18 protein-coding genes and 1 pseudogene are annotated in these 17,463 nt (G+C 45.1%); 13 read left to right on the top strand and 6 right to left on the bottom strand.

The window, feature by feature from the left end:
• Window positions 1-73: 73 nt before the first annotated feature.
• Both LEPBO_RS0130265 and LEPBO_RS0130260 read left to right on the top strand, forming a co-directional pair.
• A complete protein-coding gene (locus LEPBO_RS0130265) occupies window positions 74-622 on the top strand; it encodes a restriction endonuclease (protein WP_017291354.1) in 549 nt (182 codons plus the stop codon).
• Window positions 619-1,188: a hypothetical protein gene (locus tag LEPBO_RS0130260; protein WP_017291353.1), complete on the top strand. Its 570-nt coding sequence runs from the start codon at window positions 619-621 to the stop codon at window positions 1,186-1,188. The genes LEPBO_RS0130265 and LEPBO_RS0130260 overlap by 4 nt, the downstream gene beginning before the upstream one ends.
• A gap of 63 nt (window positions 1,189-1,251) precedes the next feature.
• Here LEPBO_RS0130260 and LEPBO_RS0130255 read toward each other — a convergent pair whose 3' ends face one another.
• Entirely contained in the window at window positions 1,252-2,106 is an 855-nt protein-coding gene (locus LEPBO_RS0130255) for a GNAT family N-acetyltransferase (protein ID WP_017291352.1), read from the bottom strand.
• Window positions 2,107-2,249: 143 nt separating this feature from the next.
• On the opposite strand from LEPBO_RS0130255, the gene LEPBO_RS0130250 reads away from it, so the two are divergent.
• Together LEPBO_RS0130250 and LEPBO_RS0130245 are read left to right on the top strand one after the other, a co-directional pair.
• Window positions 2,250-2,603: a hypothetical protein gene (locus tag LEPBO_RS0130250; RefSeq protein ID WP_017291351.1), complete on the top strand. Its 354-nt coding sequence runs from the start codon at window positions 2,250-2,252 to the stop codon at window positions 2,601-2,603.
• A 62-nt stretch (window positions 2,604-2,665) separates the two neighbouring features.
• Entirely contained in the window at window positions 2,666-4,267 is a 1,602-nt protein-coding gene (locus LEPBO_RS0130245; RefSeq protein WP_017291350.1) for an ABC transporter substrate-binding protein, read from the top strand.
• 165 nt (window positions 4,268-4,432) lie between these two features.
• Here the strand turns inward: LEPBO_RS0130245 and LEPBO_RS0130240 are convergent, their stop codons facing one another.
• Complete coding sequence (locus LEPBO_RS0130240) at window positions 4,433-5,416, bottom strand: ABC transporter ATP-binding protein (RefSeq protein WP_017291349.1); 984 nt, start codon at window positions 5,414-5,416, stop codon at window positions 4,433-4,435.
• A gap of 138 nt (window positions 5,417-5,554) precedes the next feature.
• Window positions 5,555-5,974 carry a hypothetical protein gene (locus tag LEPBO_RS38745; protein WP_017291348.1) on the bottom strand — a complete coding sequence of 140 codons (420 nt, stop codon included), beginning with the start codon at window positions 5,972-5,974 and terminating at the stop codon, window positions 5,555-5,557.
• On the opposite strand from LEPBO_RS38745, the gene LEPBO_RS0130230 reads away from it, so the two are divergent.
• The gene (locus LEPBO_RS0130230; protein ID WP_017291347.1) at window positions 5,973-6,632 is read left to right on the top strand and encodes a class I SAM-dependent methyltransferase; all 660 of its coding nucleotides are present in this window, start codon (window positions 5,973-5,975) and stop codon (window positions 6,630-6,632) included. The genes LEPBO_RS38745 and LEPBO_RS0130230 overlap by 2 nt on opposite strands.
• Window positions 6,633-6,641: 9 nt before the next feature.
• Here LEPBO_RS0130230 and LEPBO_RS0130225 read toward each other — a convergent pair whose 3' ends face one another.
• Complete coding sequence (locus tag LEPBO_RS0130225; RefSeq protein WP_144056298.1) at window positions 6,642-7,379, bottom strand: hypothetical protein; 738 nt, start codon at window positions 7,377-7,379, stop codon at window positions 6,642-6,644.
• Between the two features lie 160 nt (window positions 7,380-7,539).
• Here LEPBO_RS0130225 and cbiD point away from each other — a divergent pair, with 160 nt between their 5' ends.
• The 4 genes and pseudogenes from cbiD to LEPBO_RS44130 form a co-directional block, all read left to right on the top strand.
• Window positions 7,540-8,619, top strand: coding sequence for a cobalt-precorrin-5B (C(1))-methyltransferase CbiD (gene cbiD / locus LEPBO_RS0130220; RefSeq protein WP_017291345.1), 1,080 nt, complete (start codon window positions 7,540-7,542; stop codon window positions 8,617-8,619).
• A 102-nt stretch (window positions 8,620-8,721) separates the two neighbouring features.
• Entirely contained in the window at window positions 8,722-10,347 is a 1,626-nt protein-coding gene (guaA, locus tag LEPBO_RS0130215) for a glutamine-hydrolyzing GMP synthase (RefSeq protein WP_316429013.1), read from the top strand.
• Window positions 10,348-10,451: 104 nt separating this feature from the next.
• The gene (locus LEPBO_RS0130210) at window positions 10,452-11,348 is read left to right on the top strand and encodes an aspartoacylase (protein WP_017291343.1); all 897 of its coding nucleotides are present in this window, start codon (window positions 10,452-10,454) and stop codon (window positions 11,346-11,348) included.
• 108 nt (window positions 11,349-11,456) lie between these two features.
• A pseudogene (locus LEPBO_RS44130) lies at window positions 11,457-11,909 on the top strand (DUF3122 domain-containing protein); the annotation flags it as partial.
• A gap of 124 nt (window positions 11,910-12,033) precedes the next feature.
• Here LEPBO_RS44130 and ndhN read toward each other — a convergent pair.
• Window positions 12,034-12,507 carry an NAD(P)H-quinone oxidoreductase subunit N gene (gene ndhN, locus LEPBO_RS41315; protein WP_071596195.1) on the bottom strand — a complete coding sequence of 158 codons (474 nt, stop codon included), beginning with the start codon at window positions 12,505-12,507 and terminating at the stop codon, window positions 12,034-12,036.
• Between the two features lie 261 nt (window positions 12,508-12,768).
• On the opposite strand from ndhN, the gene LEPBO_RS0130200 reads away from it, so the two are divergent.
• The 3 genes from LEPBO_RS0130200 (at window position 12,769) to LEPBO_RS38735 (ending at window position 15,306) form a co-directional block, all read left to right on the top strand.
• Complete coding sequence (locus LEPBO_RS0130200) at window positions 12,769-13,848, top strand: MFS transporter (RefSeq protein ID WP_144056297.1); 1,080 nt, start codon at window positions 12,769-12,771, stop codon at window positions 13,846-13,848.
• Window positions 13,849-14,052: 204 nt separating this feature from the next.
• Window positions 14,053-14,832: a YoaK family protein gene (locus LEPBO_RS0130195; protein ID WP_017291340.1), complete on the top strand. Its 780-nt coding sequence runs from the start codon at window positions 14,053-14,055 to the stop codon at window positions 14,830-14,832.
• 18 nt (window positions 14,833-14,850) lie between these two features.
• Window positions 14,851-15,306: a hypothetical protein gene (locus LEPBO_RS38735; protein ID WP_017291339.1), complete on the top strand. Its 456-nt coding sequence runs from the start codon at window positions 14,851-14,853 to the stop codon at window positions 15,304-15,306.
• 75 nt (window positions 15,307-15,381) lie between these two features.
• Here the strand turns inward: LEPBO_RS38735 and LEPBO_RS0130185 are convergent, their stop codons facing one another.
• The gene (locus LEPBO_RS0130185; protein WP_017291338.1) at window positions 15,382-16,056 is read right to left on the bottom strand and encodes a hypothetical protein; all 675 of its coding nucleotides are present in this window, start codon (window positions 16,054-16,056) and stop codon (window positions 15,382-15,384) included.
• Window positions 16,057-16,371: 315 nt separating this feature from the next.
• On the opposite strand from LEPBO_RS0130185, the gene hppD reads away from it, so the two are divergent.
• Window positions 16,372-17,460: a 4-hydroxyphenylpyruvate dioxygenase gene (gene hppD / locus LEPBO_RS0130180; RefSeq protein WP_017291337.1), complete on the top strand. Its 1,089-nt coding sequence runs from the start codon at window positions 16,372-16,374 to the stop codon at window positions 17,458-17,460.
• Window positions 17,461-17,463 lie beyond the last annotated feature (3 nt).

The raw sequence follows: 17,463 nt of genomic DNA, 5'->3' as shown, positions 1-17,463 counted from the left end.
CCGCGCGGGATCAGAACTCGAAGTTTTCTGACAACTTCGAGTTCTGGTCAATCAGGGTTACAAAGAGAAAAAGATGCCAACAGCATTAGAATACGAACGCAGAATCACCTGCTACGACTGGGACGAACTCTTAATGCTATGGAACCAAATTCAGTTGGGTGATACTCCTGATTGGGAACGTGGGAAAGCAATGGAATACCTAGTACTCAGGGCATTTCATTTAGAAGGTGCAGAAGTTATCTATCCTTACAGTGTGGTCATTGAGGAAGAAGAATTAGAGCAAATTGATGGTGCAATTTATTCCAATGGGCTTGCTTGCTTAATCGAATGCAAAGACGTAGCAGAGCGTGTCAATATCGAGCCGCTGGCTAAAATGCGAAACCAGCTATTGCGCCGACCTGCATCAACGATCGGGATTTTGTTTAGCCGGAATGGATTTACGTATGCTGCAATTTCTCTTGCTCAGTACATTGCTCCTCAAACAATTTTGCTGTGGACTGGAGACGAGATTGAATATGCGCTACAGTCAAGACAAATGCAACAATCGTTGCTGAAAAAGTATCGATTTTGTGTGCAGCAAGGAATTCCAAACTATCGAATTCAAGCGGAGGAAGGGGGATGAATCGAGTTTATTTGATTACAGAACGTCCTTCTGATGCAGAGATTCTTAGAAAAGTGCTGCCAAAATCGGCACAAGAAGGAGTTCAGTTTGTTGAAAGCAAAAGCGATTATGATGCAGAATCTCGGGCAATGTCTCTGCTTGCCGAGAAGCGTCTACCTGTAGTCTTGGTTCTGAATTCGAGAACAAATGATGAGTCAGCAATTCAGCAAAGAAAAGCAGATTTAGGGTACTTGCTTCGGACTTATGCTGGCTCTGTGCCATTCAAATTAGCGATCGCTGTTCCAGAACTAGAAGTTATCTTTTTCCAAGATCGATCGCTTATCGAAACTCTCATTGGCAAAGCCTTGACTGATCTAGAGTGGAAATTTGCTCAGCGGCATCCTCAAGAGCTATTAGACACTCTAGCAGAAGACAAGACAGCCTTGTTAGCAGAAATCTTGAGACTCCTCTCTCCAGAGACACGTCAACTTTTACAACAGTATCCCTTGATTCATGAAATCACAACATTTTTGCTAGAAATTAGCATTCATCAGAAATCGATTGAAGAAAGCGCAGTTCCAGGTTGACACCAATGCATTAGAGCGTGTCATCAATTAGGCAAATCGTAGATGGGCGTTCAATCTGAGTGCTTATCCCAATTCCAGAGTCGTCGCACCAAAAATACGATCGACAGGCAAGGTTGGAACTTGTCCCCAATACATTCGCACACAAGTGAACATCGGTTCTAATGCATATCGTTGCTTTAAGCTTGTCAAAGCAGGATGAACATCTGGAATATCGATAAACACAGGCTCTGTTCCCGCTTTAACGATCAAGGCTTGCAAAATAGCTTCTGCAATTTCTAGCGAATCTGAAAATAGCGGACAGACTTTAAATCCCTGCACACAGCGGCGAATTACACCATAGCCAACTAATCGATTCTGTTCCACAACTCCATACGCTGCACTTTCTGGCATCTGAAGCCATGATTCTAGAAATTGCGAACGGGATGCCGGAAATAGTTCAGCGTCATATCGAAGAATCTCTGCTAATGGAAGTTGATTGAGAGGAATTACCCAGTCAGGATGCTGAGCTGAACCATCGGGTTGATGAAGATGTCGAACATGACGGTAAGCCGGAACGAATCCAGCCTGGCGATAAGTGGCTTCTCGAGCGAGCACTCCATCTAACCCAATACTGGCATCAGCATCGAGTCTTGATACAAATTGCTGCCATGCCGTCTGCCATAATTTCAAACCGTAGCCTTTCCCTCTCCATTCGGGTTGAACGATGTACAGCCCAATGAAACCAAACTTCTGGCTGTAGCGAACGACAGAGATACAGCCAATCGGTTGTTCATCGAGTTCTGCAAGTAAAAATCCATCGGGGTCAGCTTTGTAGAAAGGTTCTGCATCATAAAGTCCTGGATTCCAGCCTTCTTGGGCTGCCCAGTTTAAGGCAATTTGAACCTCTGCCAGGGTCATCGATCGAATCTTCAAAGTCATCGCCAACCCCTCAAAATTGATCCATCTATACCAATTAACAGTAAAGGTAGAGTTCTCCAAGCGGATCAGAACAATCGATAAATCCTACTTTACACAAAGATTCTTATGTTAAGATTTTCGCGTCTAATTGCGAGAATGAATGCATGTACGCGGATACCGAATTTGGTGGAACCACAGGTTTAATGGATGTCGAAGCTGTTCAGAAAACTCTGAATCGATCGCGAGCTTCGGTCTATCGCTATGCCAATACTGACCTTGAACAACTCAATCCTCCGTTCAATCCCAAGCGTCTTAATCCTGAACTGCGGCAATCTCCGAACGATCCATTGATGTTTCACTCAAATGAAGTCGCTCGATTTGCCAAAGAAGTTTTGAAAATCAAACAAGTGACGATCGAGATTCAAGAGCCTCAACCGAATCACACGCAAGAAGTTCTCGAAGCCATTCTCGTTGAACTCAAGAGTATTCATGAACTGCTCAAATCTCGATCGTCTTAGGCACTCAACTGTCAGACCACCTTTCCTGCTACACTCAAAAAACTCATTTTTGGCACTCGACAATGCTGAGAAAAATTGGGCGATCGCTCTTCTTAATCTGTCTTTGTTTCTCACTGGTGGTTGGTTGTACTCGATCGACATACGAACCTCCTGCAAATGCAGATGGACAAATTACGATTGGCTCAACTGCTAGCATTAACACGATCGATCCGGCTGATGCTTATACGAATTTTGCAGGCAGCTTGTTGTACAACTTAGGCGATCGACTTTACGGATATAAGCCTGGCACGAGTGAATTACAGCCTCAATTAGCAACAGCTTTGCCGAAAGTCAGTGCAGATCGATTGACCTATACGATTCCGATTCGTCAAGGCGTTGTGTTTCATGATGGCGAACCGTTTAATGCCAAAGCCATGGAATTTTCGCTGAAACGGTTTATCGAAAATGGCGGCAGTCCTTCGTTTTTACTAGCAGATGTGATTGATTCGATCGCGGCTAAAAGTGAAGGTGAGCTTGTGATTAAGCTGAAAAAACCCTTTGCAGCATTTCCTTCGCTACTCGCATTTTCAGGTGCTTGTGCTGTTTCTCCTAAAGCTTACGAGATTGGTCAAAATAAGTTCAATTCCGAAGTGTTTGTAGGAACGGGAGCTTACAAGCTAGTAAAGTATGGAACAGATTCGCTGAAGCTCGAAGCATTCGATCGCTATTGGGGAACTAAACCTGCGAATCCAGGGATTAATATTCAATTTTTCTCAAGCTCTGCGAATTTGTTTAATGCCTTTCGCACAGGCGCGATCGATGTTGCTTATCAAGGTCTAGCCCTCGATCAAATTCGGATGCTCAAAGATGGAGCGAAAAATGCGGCTTGGAAAATGCTGGAACAGTCTGGTAGTGGCATTGATTATTTAACGATTAATTTGAAATCTCCGCCCTTAGATCGCTTAGAAGTTCGTCAAGCGATCGCGGCAATGATGGATCGTCCGTTGCTAGAAAGTCGAGTTTTTCAGGGACAGATTGAACCGCTGTATAGTCTGCTTCCGAAAACCATGAAAGAGCAGAAGCCTGTGTTTCAAGAATTGGGCGATCGCAATGTCGAGAAAGCTAAATCATTACTTGCCAAAGCAGGCTACAGCGAATCGAATCCGCTGAAAGTACAACTCTGGTATCGATCGAATGTCTCAACTGATGGCATGGCAGCGATTACTCTCAAAGAGTCTGTACGTAAGAGCTTGGGCAATTTGATGCAGATTCAGCTAGACAGTGTGGAATCTACTACGGCTTATCGAAACATTGATAAAGCTGCTTATCCGATGTTTCTATTTGACTGGAATCCTGATTTTCTCGATGCTGATAACTACATTCAGCCGTTTATGGAATGTACTAAGGCAACAGCAGATCAGCGATGTGAGAGTGGTTCAACCGTGTCTCAAGGATCGTTTTACTTTAGCGATCGCGTCAATCAATTAATTGATCAAAGTCGCCAAGAGCTAGATCCAGTCAAGCGCAAAGGATTGTTTGAGCAGTTGCAGGCTGAATTGGTCAAGGATGTGCCGTTTATTCCATTGTGGCAAAATAAGGACGTTCTGTTTGTGCAGAACAACATTCAGAATGCGAGCTTGGAAGTAACGCAGAAGGTTCCGTTTGGACGAATGAAGAAAGCTTAGAACAATCAAGCGGTGGCTTTCTGCAAGAAAACGCCTGCTATGGAGAGCTATCTTTTGGCAAGCGCTTCTGTCTTTGCCTCTTCCCGATCGAGTTCTATGTCCTAAGCATCTCTAAGTCAATACAAGTTTCTAAGATTCAACTTGAGACAAACTGTAATCTGAGCCTCAAATCACTGCGCCTGCTTGGAATACTCGCCCAATGACTTCTTCGATCGGAGGATCACTCACTGCTAAATCAACCACTTGCAACTCGGCTAGGATTCTCGCGATCGCTTGCGTCAAGTCCTCTTGCTGCACTAAAAAGCGCACGGATTGTTTCTCAACCTCTTGCACATACCCATAAGCTGAAAGTTCCGACTCAGTGTACGTGCGATTAAATTCTACTTTGACCTCGCGACAGGGAGAGAAGCGATCGACTAAGCCATCCAAACTGCCGTCATAAATTAGCTGTCCCTGATGAATCATCAACACCCGCTCACACAAGGCAGTAATATCTGCCATGTAATGACTAGTTAGTAAAACGGTTGCTTTGTATTGAGCATTGTATTCTTTCAAAAACTCTCGAACAGAGACTTGTGCATTCACATCTAGCCCTAAAGTCGGCTCGTCTAAAAACAAAACTTGGGGTTCGTGAAGTAAAGCGGCTAGCAATTCGCATTTCATGCGTTCACCGAGCGAAAGTTTGCGGACAGGCTGAGTCAGTTTGCCTTCTAGAGACAGCATCTCTGAAAGTTCGCCGATCCGAGCTTTTAGCGTACGATCGCTAATTCCATACACCGCAGCATTGATGCGCAAAGAATCAGCAGCAGGCAAATCCCAAATCAACTGCTGCTTTTGTCCCATGACTAGCGTAATTTTTTGCAAAAAGCTCGATCGACGCTCAAATGGCACATGTCCTGCAACGGTCACTTTGCCAGAAGACGGATGAATCAATCCGGTGAGCATTTTCAACGTCGTCGTTTTTCCTGCTCCGGTTGCCCCTAAAAATCCGACCACTTCGCCCGGTTCGATATGAAATGAAACATCCTGAACCGCTTTCACCTGGCGATAAGTGCGTTTGAAAAAGTGGGTCACCGTTCCTTTGAACCCTGCTTCTTTCACAGCAACAGGATAGACTTTTGTTAAGCGATCGACGGTGATGCTAGACATAACAACAGAGAAAAACACTAATTCTGTTTATTCTAAGACGGCTTGCCGTGAATCGAATCTACTTTAGGGATTGTGACAAACAGGATTGCTCAATTCGCAAGAAGGTCGATCGTTCAGCCCGATAAACTCGGCAAGAAATCATCCCTTACGTGCCCCAATCGGCTGTAAGTTCCAATCATCCTCGGTACGTTGTGCCAGTTGCCAGGTTTGCGTTTTGCCTTCGGGTTTCCGTTGGAGATAGAGGTCGAACGGATTGTCACTTTGGCTTTCTTGACGTTTCGGGAGTTTGAGCGTGAAATCATACACGCCTTTGACGTGGAAGCCGTCCGATCCTTGAATCTTTAGGGGCGATTGTTCGGTAATTTTGACCCGATCGATACTCACCTTCGGATCGGCTGACAATTTCAATTCTTGGCTAATCTGTTGTTCGGTTTGATTCACCGAAATGGCGATCGCATTTTTCAACACATTGTCTGGAACCGAATATCGCCCACCGCACGCAACTAAGCCGATTGCTAGGACAATAGATAAGATAATTTGTAGTGATTTTCTCAACATGTTTAAGCAGGCATTTGGTGTAGACGAGTCTCTATACGCCTATATTCTCTCAAACTCGCTGCACGAATCGGACATTCTCGCCCAACTTCGTCACGAAACCAGCGAAATGCCGCAAGCCCGAATGCAGATCTCGCCGGATCAGGGTCAATTCATGGCGCTGTTGGTGCGATTGATGCAGGCAAAAAAAGCGATCGAAGTTGGAGTCTTTACTGGATACAGCTCGCTGTCTGTAGCAATGGCAATGCCAGAAGATGGAAAATTAATTGCCTGTGATGTGAGCGAGGAATATACCGCGATCGCTCAGAAATATTGGAATCTTGCGGGTATGTCAGACAAAATCGATCTGCGAATTGCTCCCGCGATCGAGACGCTCGATCAATTACTTCAAGACCAAGCTGGAACCTTCGATTTTGCATTTATTGATGCAGATAAAGCAAACTATGCAAATTACTACGATCGTGTGATTCAATTGGTTCGCTCAGGTGGATTAATTTTGATTGATAACGTGTTGTGGTCAGGTCGAGTGGCAGATGCCAGCGATTCCGATAAGATTGTCAATACGATTCGCGCTTTCAATACAAAACTTGCTCAAGATGAACGTGTTTTGATCACAATTTTACCGATCGCAGATGGATTAACGTTAGCGTTGAAAAAATGATTTATCTTTTTATTTCAGGCTAGTGCTAGAAACGATAACTTCATTGGTTCTGACTGGGGAAAGATCGGGCTGTTTGAGCAGTGAGATACCATACCAACACAACAGGCTCATGACAATCATTTCACCCCCATCCTCTGCTAATTCAAATGCAAATCCCAGGGGAATTCCAGGTCGATTAATGACCTCCATCATGATGTGCAGCGCGTCGAGTACGACACCGACGAAAGCAAGACAACCGAGTAATACGAAGATACGTTTGCAGACCCAACGAAACTTCTGCGTACCTAGCCAGTAGGAAACACCAATGAGCACCAGAAAAAATAGACCTGTACTAGCGACAACGACTAACTCGCCCAAATCAACTGCTCTTAATCCCAAAACTGGCTGAAAATTTTGAGTCGTTGCAATCCACTCCCCAACTTGCTCATGAACAAAAAACGCATCGTCGATCAGCAGATAGCCAAATAACAAAGAAAAAGACAGATACGCCCATTCCGCCCGGATTCTTGCCAACATTGCAAAGCTACAGACAAGCCAAAACTCCTTGATGTATTGAAACGTTTCTCCAAATCCGCGATCGCTGCTGATCGCCCAATACAGAGAATTAAACTGAGGCACAAGACGGAATGCAAAATGAGCCAAGATAGCCAAAAAATCCGTCAGCAGTAGCAGCAGGAGAATCTCAGCCAAGGGTTGTAGTTTTAATCTCATGCCATGTTTAGAACTTGGAATTGAACGGTCTGTCATACGTGATAAAATACACACTCTGATTTTTTAGAGAGACAAAGTAAAAAGATACAATTTAATCTCTTTTTATTCCAAAATTAATAATGGCTTAACCTAATCAGCGCATATAACCTAAGGCGTAAATCTGAAGGGATAGAAGCCAATTTTTAAAGGATTTTCTATGAAATCTGGTTATACGTTACCTGTCTTCGCTTGTGCTTCCGCGATCGCTGCCGTGCAACACTTAAAACATCAATCTGCAATTTCTGAAGTGGAAGTGGATCTGATTAATCCAGTTGCACAGGTGAAAATCCCGATCGAACAAGTCGCCAAATTAACACCCCATTCAGCACTAGCAATTACTCGCAGCGATCCCGGCGATAATCTCGACTTGACTCGCAACACCCCAATTTGGGCAATGGTCGAACTGACTCAAGGACAAGGGATTGAAATCATCGGCGGAGAAGGCATCGGACAAAAAGCCGACCAGCAAGCCGCAATTTACGCTTACGCTCAGCAATTAATCCAAACGAATCTCGAACGCCTTTTAGAACCGCATGAAGCGTTACGTATCACCTTGATTTTGCCCGAAGGTCGTCAACTTGCAAAACGCACATCCAACGAAGCATTTGGTGTTGTCGAAGGCTTATCGCTGCTCGGTACATCTGGCATTGCTCACCCTCTCAGCGCACCGGATCAGTTAGAACTGTTTCGAGCCGAGCTACAAGAAAAAGCGCGGCGATTCGACACCCTCGTTTTCTGCATTGGTGAAAATGGATTAGATTTGGCAGCTAAGATGGGAATTGAGCGAGATCGCACGCTCAAAACTGCCAATTGGATCGGCTCTCTCCTCGTCGAAGCGGGAATGCAGCGAGTCAAATCGATTCTGCTGTTTGGCTATCACGGGAAACTGATCAAGCTTGCAGGTGGCATTTTCCACACGCATCATCATGTGGCAGATGCTCGGCAAGAAATCCTAACAGCACATGCGGCAAAAGTCGGTGTCTCAACTTCTGATCTACAATCAATCTTTACCAGTTCTACGGCTGAGGACGGATTGACATACTTGAGAACCTTGGGCAAAGAGATTGCGGTTTACGATTCGATCGCGGCTGCAATCGAAACTCGCGCTGAAGAATATATTTATACACACAGCGAAGCAAGCGTTGAAATCGGCGTAATTTTGTTTGATCGATCGCGTCAAGTTTTAAGACAAAGTAGAAAAGCAGAGAAACTGCTTGAGTCGGTTCGAGAATTGTGATTAAAATAGCCAGAATATTCAAAACCCTTGCTTTTTTATTCCGCTTCAAAAGTTCGTTTAACCTCGTTTGATTTTCGTTCTCTCTCATCAGGACACACTCTCGTGACTCCACCTATTGAACCGTCTGTTTTGGATGCACCCGCATCTACTTCGCAAGGATTTGATGCACTCGAACGCCAGATGATTGTAATTCTCGATTTTGGATCGCAATACTCAGAACTGATTGCCCGTCGCATCCGCGAAACGCAAGTTTATTCTGAAGTGTTGTCTTATCGCACAACGGTTGAACAACTCCGCCAACTCAATCCGAAAGGCATTATTTTGTCGGGTGGCCCTAACTCGGTTTACGACCAAGGCGCACCTCAGTGCGATCCAGGGATTTGGGAGCTTGGCATTCCTGTTTTAGGGGTTTGTTACGGGATGCAGTTGATGGTGCAACAGCTTGGCGGTAGCGTTGAGCGCACCGATCGCGGTGAATATGGAAAGGCAAAGATTGAGATCGACGACCCCACCGATTTGCTGACGAATGTCGAAGATAACTCGATCATGTGGATGAGTCACGGAGATTCTGTGACCAAGTTGCCAGAAGGATTTGGCTTACTCGCCCATACGACGAATACACCTTGCGCGGCGATCGCAGAACACGATCGCAATCTGTACGGCGTGCAGTTCCATCCCGAAGTCGTGCATTCGCAATTTGGACAAGCGCTGATTCGCAACTTTGTCTATCACATCTGTAAGTGTGAGCCGACTTGGACAACGGAAGCATTTGTTGAAGAATCGATTCGAGAAATTCGCGCCAAAATTGGCGATAAGCGGGTGCTGCTGGCTTTATCGGGTGGCGTTGATTCTTCGACGCTGGCATTTTTGCTGCATCGCGCGATCGGGGATCAACTGACTTGTATGTTCATCGATCAAGGCTTCATGCGGAAGTTAGAGCCAGAGCGTCTGGTGAAACTTTTCCATGAGCAGTTCCACATTGATGTTGCGTATGTGAATGCGCGGGAGCGATTTGTTGACGCGATCGCAGGCATCACCGATCCAGAGGAAAAACGCAAACGCATCGGACATGAATTTATCCGAGTGTTTGAAGAAGAATCGAAGCGATTGGGGCCGTTTGACTATCTGGCTCAAGGAACGTTGTACCCCGATGTGATCGAATCTGCGGATACCAATGTTGATCCTCAGACCGGAGAACGAGTCGCTGTTAAGATCAAGAGCCATCACAACGTAGGCGGGCTGCCGAAAGATCTGCAATTCAAGCTGGTTGAACCGTTGCGGAAGCTGTTTAAGGATGAAGTGCGGAAAGTTGGGCGATCGATTGGTCTGCCTGAAGAAATCGTCAATCGTCAACCCTTCCCTGGTCCAGGTCTAGCGATCCGGATTTTGGGAGAAGTGACGAATGAGAAGTTAAATATCTTGCGCGATGCAGATTTGATTGTGCGGCAAGAGATCAATCGGGCTGGCATCTATCACGATGTTTGGCAAGCCTTTGCTGTGCTGCTTCCTGTCCGCAGTGTCGGTGTAATGGGAGATCAGCGCACTTATGCTTATCCGATCGTGCTGCGCTGTGTGAAGAGTGAAGATGGCATGACAGCGGATTGGGCACGCATTCCTTACGATTTGTTAGAAACGATTTCTAACCGAATTGTGAATGAAGTGAAGGGTGTGAATCGAGTCGTGTATGACATCACCTCGAAGCCGCCTGGAACTATCGAGTGGGAATAGTTTAGAGACTTGCCTGATTCGCTCCGAAAGCCCCCGGTTTCACTGGGGGTTTTCCCATTGGTTCAGACCCCCAATTATTGCAGTCACACAGAGGGGGAATTGTTATGTCTAAGTTGATTCGACGAGTCGCAATTGTCGGCGGAACGCATGGAAATGAATGGACAGGCGTTTATCTCGTCAAAAAGTTTCAGCAATTTCCAGCATTGACGACTCGATCGAGCTTTGAAACCATCACACTCTTGGCAAATCCAAAAGCGATCGAACTAAATCGCCGCTATATCGATCAAGACTTGAATCGAAGCTTTGCCAGCGAGGATTTATTGAATCCCAAATTGATCAACTATGAGAATCAACGTGCGCGGGATATTGTCGCTCAACTTGGTTCTAGAGATCAGCCTCAAGTAGATGTGATTATCGATCTGCATAGCACCACGTCGAATATGGGGCTGACGATTCTTCCTTCGACTCCTGATCCCTTTAATCTGCGACTCTCTGCTTATTTGAGCCAGATTTATCCGGATGTGCGAGTGGCTTTAGGAATGAATTGTACGCAAGATGCGCCGTTATTGCGATCGCTCTCGCCCTTGGGCTTCACGATTGAAGTTGGAGCAGTGGCTCAGAGTGTTCTCAACGCTGATCTATTCCTCAAAACCGAGCAACTCATTTACGCCGTTTTGGATTACATCGAAGCTTTGAATCAAGGAAAACCACTGGATGTGCCGTCTCGTTTGACGTTGTATCAAGCGATCGAGGCTATCGATTATCCCAGAGACGCGATCGGGAATCTACAAGCTTTCATTCATCCTGATCGCCAGTTCAAAGACTATGAACCGTTACAGCCTGATGAGCCGATCTTTCTGACTTTTGCGGGAGAATCGATTCGTTATCAAGGCAACTCTACAGTTTTTCCAATTTTTATTAACGAAGCTGCTTACTACGAAAAACAGATTGCGATGATTTTGACTGAAAAGCGCGAGATTGAGCTAGATAAAGAATATTAAAAAACGCTTAATTGATGTGTTTCTCAGTGTTTTTTCGAGCGTAATTTTAATGACAGACTAAAGTCTTAAATTATAAAATTCAAATTGTGGAAAACCGGTGAATAAGCTGTGGAAAATCTGTTTCGCTTGTGGAAAACTTGCGTTTTAGTCGGAGTAATTTGGCTTTTTGTCTCGACTTCTGCATTTGCTTCGGTTCATACTTATTCGGATCAAAATAGCGTATTGTATCGATCGCTATCAAGATTACAAGATGACTCAAATCGAGCCTGGCAAGTGGTTTTTTATAAACGATTTCCGCTCGGACAGCCCAATTCAGTTCATTTAAGATTAGTGGGATTTCCTGGAGCGGTGACGATCGATCATCCGCGATCGTTAGAACTTGAAGCCAATCGATCGCTCTTGAGCATTGAGGATGTGACCTCGAAAGATTTCCCGATCGCTCATGTGGGCGAATATGATTTCAAACCTATCTTGAACCAGTTAGATACTGACACAAAACTCACTTTAATTCTGCCCCTGAAATCTGGAGAAGCGCGGTTAAAGGTTCCCCAAGACACGGCATTGGAATGGTGGCGAGTGGCAAGTTGGCAGCCGGAGGAGGAGATTAACGACTCCTATAGATCAGTAAAGGAGCGATCGAGTTTTTGTCGATCGCTCCTTCAAACTCAAAGAAAAATTCTCAGACTTACGCCGCAATCACTTGAGTCAGCGGTGACCAGCGGAAATATCGCTCTCCACCGACTTCAATCACAACCTTCACTCGCGGCTCAATCTTCGGCAAGTTCGCTAAATACTCAAGCTCTTGATTCGACAGAATATGTCCCTCAATAATCCAAAGCAATAATCCCTTCGACTTCGGTGGCAAGTGAGCAATTTGACTCGTCACGATCGGCGGAACGAAATAGGTATATCCAACCGCCGCACCCGATCCGGTGCTCTTTTTGCCCAAATGCGGAGGACGAACGCCATGGACTCCCGTCAGATAAGCCGCCACATCCCCTAAACCTCTTGCCGTAATGCTGAGCGACTTGTAACCTGCCGACCGGATTCGACGGCGATAGCGTCCTTCAAATCCGCCTTCGAGGGGAACATAGGCAGCGATCGCGCCGTGGGTTTCAAGATCTTTAATTAGCTGTCCGCCTGTGGTGAGAAGTGCCATGCCGCTCGAACCTTCCTAAATTTAACGGTAAACATTTCAGAGATGCTCAGCATCCCTACTTATTCTAAAGGGTTATCTTCTTCTAAACCTTCAAGAATCTCTATTCCATTCATAATTTTCTCCATCGATTGAACTCAATGGGTCTTTCTCAAGATGGGTGAAAACTAATATGAAAAAGATTATTTGTATACAGTATGCGATTTTACAAACTGAGTGCCTTAGTATACTTCATACTTCAGTGGTGCAATTTATCCTAACCTTATGAAACACTCTGCCCTATGGTTAATGACGATCGCCTGTACGATCTCGATTGGCAGTCTTTACTATAACCAGCCAATGCTGGGATTAATTAGCACGCATTTCCAGGTGTCAATTACGGATGTGAGTGCTGTCCCAACCCTCACTCAGATTGGATATGCGATCGGGATGCTGTTCTTTGTCCCCTTAGGGGATCGGCTGGATCGGCGGAAATTGATTGTTTGGCTGAGTGGATGCAATGCGATCGCGCTGCTGTGTGCCGCGCTGTCTCCTGGATTTTATTGGTTAATTGCTGCAAGCTTCATGATTGGACTCACAGCGGTCGTGCCTCAATTATTGATTCCTTTTGCTGCTCAGTTGGCAGATTCGGAGCAGAGAGGACGAATTGTGGGAACTGTGATGAGCGGCTTGCTCGTTGGGATTGTATTAGGACGAGTTGCAGGTGGGTTTTTCGGAGGAGAATTCGGCTGGCAGTCCACATTTTTGATTGCGGCAGGATTGATGGTGGGATTAGGCATCGTCTTGGTCAAGCAATTGCCGAGCACGTTGCCTGCTAAAACTGAGATTTCTTATTTGGAATTATTGCGATCGCTGCCTGTTTTATTCGCAGAACATTCAACCTTGAGAAAGCGATCGATTGCGGGAGCAATGTTCTTTGCAGCCTATAGTGGCTTTTGGGCAATCCTGCCCTTCTTATTGGAACGTCCGCCGTTTGAATTTCAAAGTGAGATGATTGGGCTGTTTGGATTAGTTGGGATCATGAGCGCAGGAGCTTCTCCCCTGTTAGGAAAGATGACCGATCGCACCAATCCAAGAGTGATGCTGAGAATTGCGATCGGGCTATTTCTCGGCGCACTTCTCGTTTTATTTCAGTTTCACAGTACGCTTTGGGGATTGATTGTCGGCGCAATCCTACTGGATCTCGGAACACAAACAGGTCAGATTTCTAACAAGGCAAAAATTTATAGCTTACCGATTGAAGTTCATAACCGTCTCACGACAGTTTATATGGTGATCTTCTTTACAGGTGGTGCGATCGGCTCGTGGTTGTGTGCCTATGGATGGAAGTTTTCGGATTATTAATTTAATTGGGGTTTAGAGCAATTTTGTAGTTCAACATACAATTTTGATCCGGCTAGATTGATAAACCTAGAATCTGCCCTAGCTTTGATATACGGTATACGCGATTCATCCGTTTGGACAGTACAAGGATTCAATACGGAGCAAATTACTGTATGTGCAGATGGGTGAACCGTAAGCTCAACGCCCTGAAAAACCCGAAAAACCATGACAATTACTGCACCTGAGAAAGAGCGATTTAGCCTAAGTGCGTTTCTAATTCGTGATGCTCCTGCTCGATTTTTGCTCAGTTGGGTTGCAGGATTTGTCGATACGGCGGCTTTTATTGTGCTGTTCGGTATTTTCACAGCTCATGTGACAGGAAATATTGCACTCGCCGGTTCAGCCTTTGCCAGTTCTGATCCTCAGACGACCTTACTCCGGCTCTCCATGCTTCCCGTTTTTATGCTATCGGTGGCTTTTACGTCACTGTTAGCAAATTTTGCTCGAAAGATCGGATGGGCAGTGTTGCCTGTGTTGTTGAGTGCAGAAGCGATCGCACTGGGGATCTTTATGGTCGTCGGATTGCAGTTCTCAGCGACCTTGCTTGTCGATGTGCAAGATGAGTTGATTTTCCCGATCGCAGTTACGGGCGTTATGGCAATGGGAATTCAGAATGCGCTGATGAAGGAAGCGGCTGCTTCATTTACGGGCTATTTTCCGACCACGGTGATGACCGGAAACTTTACACAGTTCACGATCGATTTAGTTCACTACATCAGTGCGAAGTTTGTCAAACAGACCGAGGAAACAAAGTCAGAAGCAGCAGAAGCAATGAGAAAGTTAAAACTGACTTTGCCCTTGCTGACTGGCTTCTTTTTGGGTGGGACAGGAGCCGCTTACTTTGTGCCTTCGGCTGAATTTTGGTGTTTATCAATGCCATTGTTTGCAGTCAGCCTGCTAGCAGTTGCTGCTTACATTCAGGCAGGAGTAACAAAGACTGTTTAAGAGATTAGGAAATCAACCATGCAACGGACATTGATTACAATTTTTGCTTGTGTGATGTGCTTATTGGCAGGTCTGAGTTTTGCGAATTTAGTGCAGGCGGCTCCGATGCTTGTTGCTGATGTGACTTCGGCAAGCGATCCATTTACTGCGTTGAAGGCAAAGATTGTTCCAGAGCTTGAGAAGATTTTGACTCCGGATCAGAAGACTCAGTTTGAAGATGCGATCGCGAATGGCGTGACTTTGAAGAAAGCGTTTAAGTCGATTACGCTGACTCCTGCACAGAAAAGCAAAGTTGGAGCGATGCTGAAATCGGTTCCTAAAGATTATTTTGCATCGCTGTCTCCGGCTCAGAAACGGGAGCTTTTTATGCAAAAAAAAGACTTCTATATGGAAAAAGGCAAGGAGAAGGCAGCAGAAGCAATCGAAATCGCCAAGGACGTGATAGAGAAAGTTAAGGATGCTGTAGCAAACTAGCAAGATTCTAAACGTCGGACAAGCCGAACTCAACTAAATCGCAAAATGCTTCATGCTTTAGAGCAAGTGGTGGTTTCAAACATGATTGAAAATCATCACCATCAAGCCAAGAGTCAGAAGCACGATCGCGCTTCCAAGCCAATCTGTCTTGGGATTGCTCAATCGAAATGCAGGCTGTAACCAAAATCGTAATGCGTTACTAATTTGAGGCATCACAATCCAGGTGAGTAAGGATGACACTACGAAATTACTGATTAGAGTCACGAAAGCGGGCGACCAAGACTGCAAAAAACCAAGTGTCGGAAGAATTTTGGTTTGGATCATGACCAGTGGATAGAGTCCCAAAACTACTGACATGACTTGTTTCCAGGGAGGAGTCCCTAAACTGGATCGCTCTTGTCCTGCCGCAGATGAAAACCATCCTTCTAACCCTGTCGTGAAAGATTTGAACTTGTAGTTATCAAAGATATTGTGTCCAGACTCAACGAGTGTGGCGCGATCGCGAGAATTCAGCCAATCATTCAAATGATCAGGTGTATCAAAATGCACGATCGAGTACCACTTCATCACACCATCTACGCACTGCAATGGTAGACAAGAATCTGTTCTGATATAGCCTGGAAATCGCTTTGCAGAGCACATCAGAGTATTATGCCACTTGCGAAACATGGCGCGATTTTGATTTGGAACGATATACTCTAGAACAACGGTGGAGTAAAAGACGCGATCGTTAATTTCAGGATTCAACATTACTAAAAGTTTTAACTAGAACTTCATCGATAACACATTTCTGTGATTCATTAAATCAACATCAAGAGACATATCACTCCTGTCACTTAGGTTACAGAATGTGGAATTGAGCAGGAATTCAAATAATCTTTTTGCACGAAACTTCTGCCTGGGACACAATCCCCCTCAAGGTATATTTATTGCCAAGATTTTACGCATAGCCTAGTAAAGCGCTAATTTAAGAACAAATCTATATTTCTTCCTAGAAAAACCAGAGTGAATCATTTCACAGTGATATGAATTTTCTGAGTTCAATTTCTATACTTTAGGCTTTGCATGAGCGACGCTTTTTCGATTCTGACCTTTGATCATTTAGAACTTTATGTCGGGAACGCAAAGCAAGCAGCGATGTTCTACGATCGCGGTTTTGGCTTCTCGACGATCGCATATCGAGGACTTGATACCGGAGAACGCCATGTTGCGTCTTATGTCATGCAGCAGGGCGAAATTCGCTTAGTCTTAACTTCTGCACTCAACCCAGATCACCCAATCGCTTCAAGAGCGGCGAAGCATGGAGATCATGTAGCAGTGATTGCTTTGGGTGTTAGAGATGTCGATCGTGCATTTCAAGTCAGTACCTCCCGAGGCGCATTAGAAGCGGTTGCACCGAATGAGGAGCAAGACGAAGCGGGAAAGTATCGTTACGCAATGATTTATGGCTATGGCAATACTTTAATCAAGTTTGTGCAACGCGATCGCTATCAAGGTGTTTTCGCGCCAGGATTTGTCCCCCGCTCGATTCCGTCTCGCGCCAATGCCGGATTGATTCAAATCGATCACGTCGTTGGCAATGTTGAAAAAGGACAAATGAACCACTGGGTGGAGTTTTTTCAGAAGACGTTGGGATTGGAATTACTCGTTAAATTTGACGATCGAGCAATCTCGACCGAATATTCTGCGCTTACGTCATCGGTGATGCAAAGTTCAACAGGAAGGGTCAAACTTCCGATTAATGAACCCGCGATCGGCAAAGGCAAATCTCAGATTCAAGAATTCCTGGAATACAACTACGGTGCGGGTGTACAGCATGTTGCTTGTCTGACTCATAACATTGTTGAAACCGTCACCGAATTGAAAAATTCAGGAATTGAATTTCTCAGTGTCCCGAGTTCTTACTATGCAAATTTAGAAGCTCGGGTTGGCAAAATTGATCAATCGATCGAGCAACTGGCTCAACTCGGAATTTTAGTCGATCGCGATCGCGAAGGATATTTGCTGCAAATCTTTACGCAACCTGTTCAAGATCGTCCGACTTTATTTTTTGAAATCATTGAACGACACGGATCACAGGGATTTGGAGAAGGAAACTTTAAATCTTTGTTTGAAGCGATCGAGCGAGAGCAGCTAATCAGAGGAAATCTTTAAGTC

This window comes from Leptolyngbya boryana PCC 6306 (assembly GCF_000353285.1).
Taxonomy (GTDB): domain Bacteria; phylum Cyanobacteriota; class Cyanobacteriia; order Leptolyngbyales; family Leptolyngbyaceae; genus Leptolyngbya; species Leptolyngbya boryana.
Note: the sequence above shows the minus strand (reverse complement) of the source record. Positions and strands in the feature narration are given on the sequence as shown.

Coding starts and splice junctions, on each gene's coding strand:
- LEPBO_RS0130265 (WP_017291354.1), top strand. CDS start 74: ATGCCAACAGCATTAGAATACGAACGCAGAATCACCTGCTACGACTGG.
- LEPBO_RS0130260 (WP_017291353.1), top strand. CDS start 619: ATGAATCGAGTTTATTTGATTACAGAACGTCCTTCTGATGCAGAGATT.
- LEPBO_RS0130255 (WP_017291352.1), bottom strand. CDS start 2,106: ATGACTTTGAAGATTCGATCGATGACCCTGGCAGAGGTTCAAATTGCC.
- LEPBO_RS0130250 (WP_017291351.1), top strand. CDS start 2,250: ATGTACGCGGATACCGAATTTGGTGGAACCACAGGTTTAATGGATGTC.
- LEPBO_RS0130245 (WP_017291350.1), top strand. CDS start 2,666: ATGCTGAGAAAAATTGGGCGATCGCTCTTCTTAATCTGTCTTTGTTTC.
- LEPBO_RS0130240 (WP_017291349.1), bottom strand. CDS start 5,416: ATGTCTAGCATCACCGTCGATCGCTTAACAAAAGTCTATCCTGTTGCT.
- LEPBO_RS0130230 (WP_017291347.1), top strand. CDS start 5,973: ATGTTTAAGCAGGCATTTGGTGTAGACGAGTCTCTATACGCCTATATT.
- LEPBO_RS38745 (WP_017291348.1), bottom strand. CDS start 5,974: ATGTTGAGAAAATCACTACAAATTATCTTATCTATTGTCCTAGCAATC.
- LEPBO_RS0130225 (WP_144056298.1), bottom strand. CDS start 7,379: ATGACAGACCGTTCAATTCCAAGTTCTAAACATGGCATGAGATTAAAA.
- cbiD (WP_017291345.1), top strand. CDS start 7,540: ATGAAATCTGGTTATACGTTACCTGTCTTCGCTTGTGCTTCCGCGATC.
- LEPBO_RS0130210 (WP_017291343.1), top strand. CDS start 10,452: ATGTCTAAGTTGATTCGACGAGTCGCAATTGTCGGCGGAACGCATGGA.
- ndhN (WP_071596195.1), bottom strand. CDS start 12,507: ATGGCACTTCTCACCACAGGCGGACAGCTAATTAAAGATCTTGAAACC.
- LEPBO_RS0130200 (WP_144056297.1), top strand. CDS start 12,769: ATGAAACACTCTGCCCTATGGTTAATGACGATCGCCTGTACGATCTCG.
- LEPBO_RS0130195 (WP_017291340.1), top strand. CDS start 14,053: ATGACAATTACTGCACCTGAGAAAGAGCGATTTAGCCTAAGTGCGTTT.
- LEPBO_RS38735 (WP_017291339.1), top strand. CDS start 14,851: ATGCAACGGACATTGATTACAATTTTTGCTTGTGTGATGTGCTTATTG.
- LEPBO_RS0130185 (WP_017291338.1), bottom strand. CDS start 16,056: ATGTTGAATCCTGAAATTAACGATCGCGTCTTTTACTCCACCGTTGTT.
- hppD (WP_017291337.1), top strand. CDS start 16,372: ATGAGCGACGCTTTTTCGATTCTGACCTTTGATCATTTAGAACTTTAT.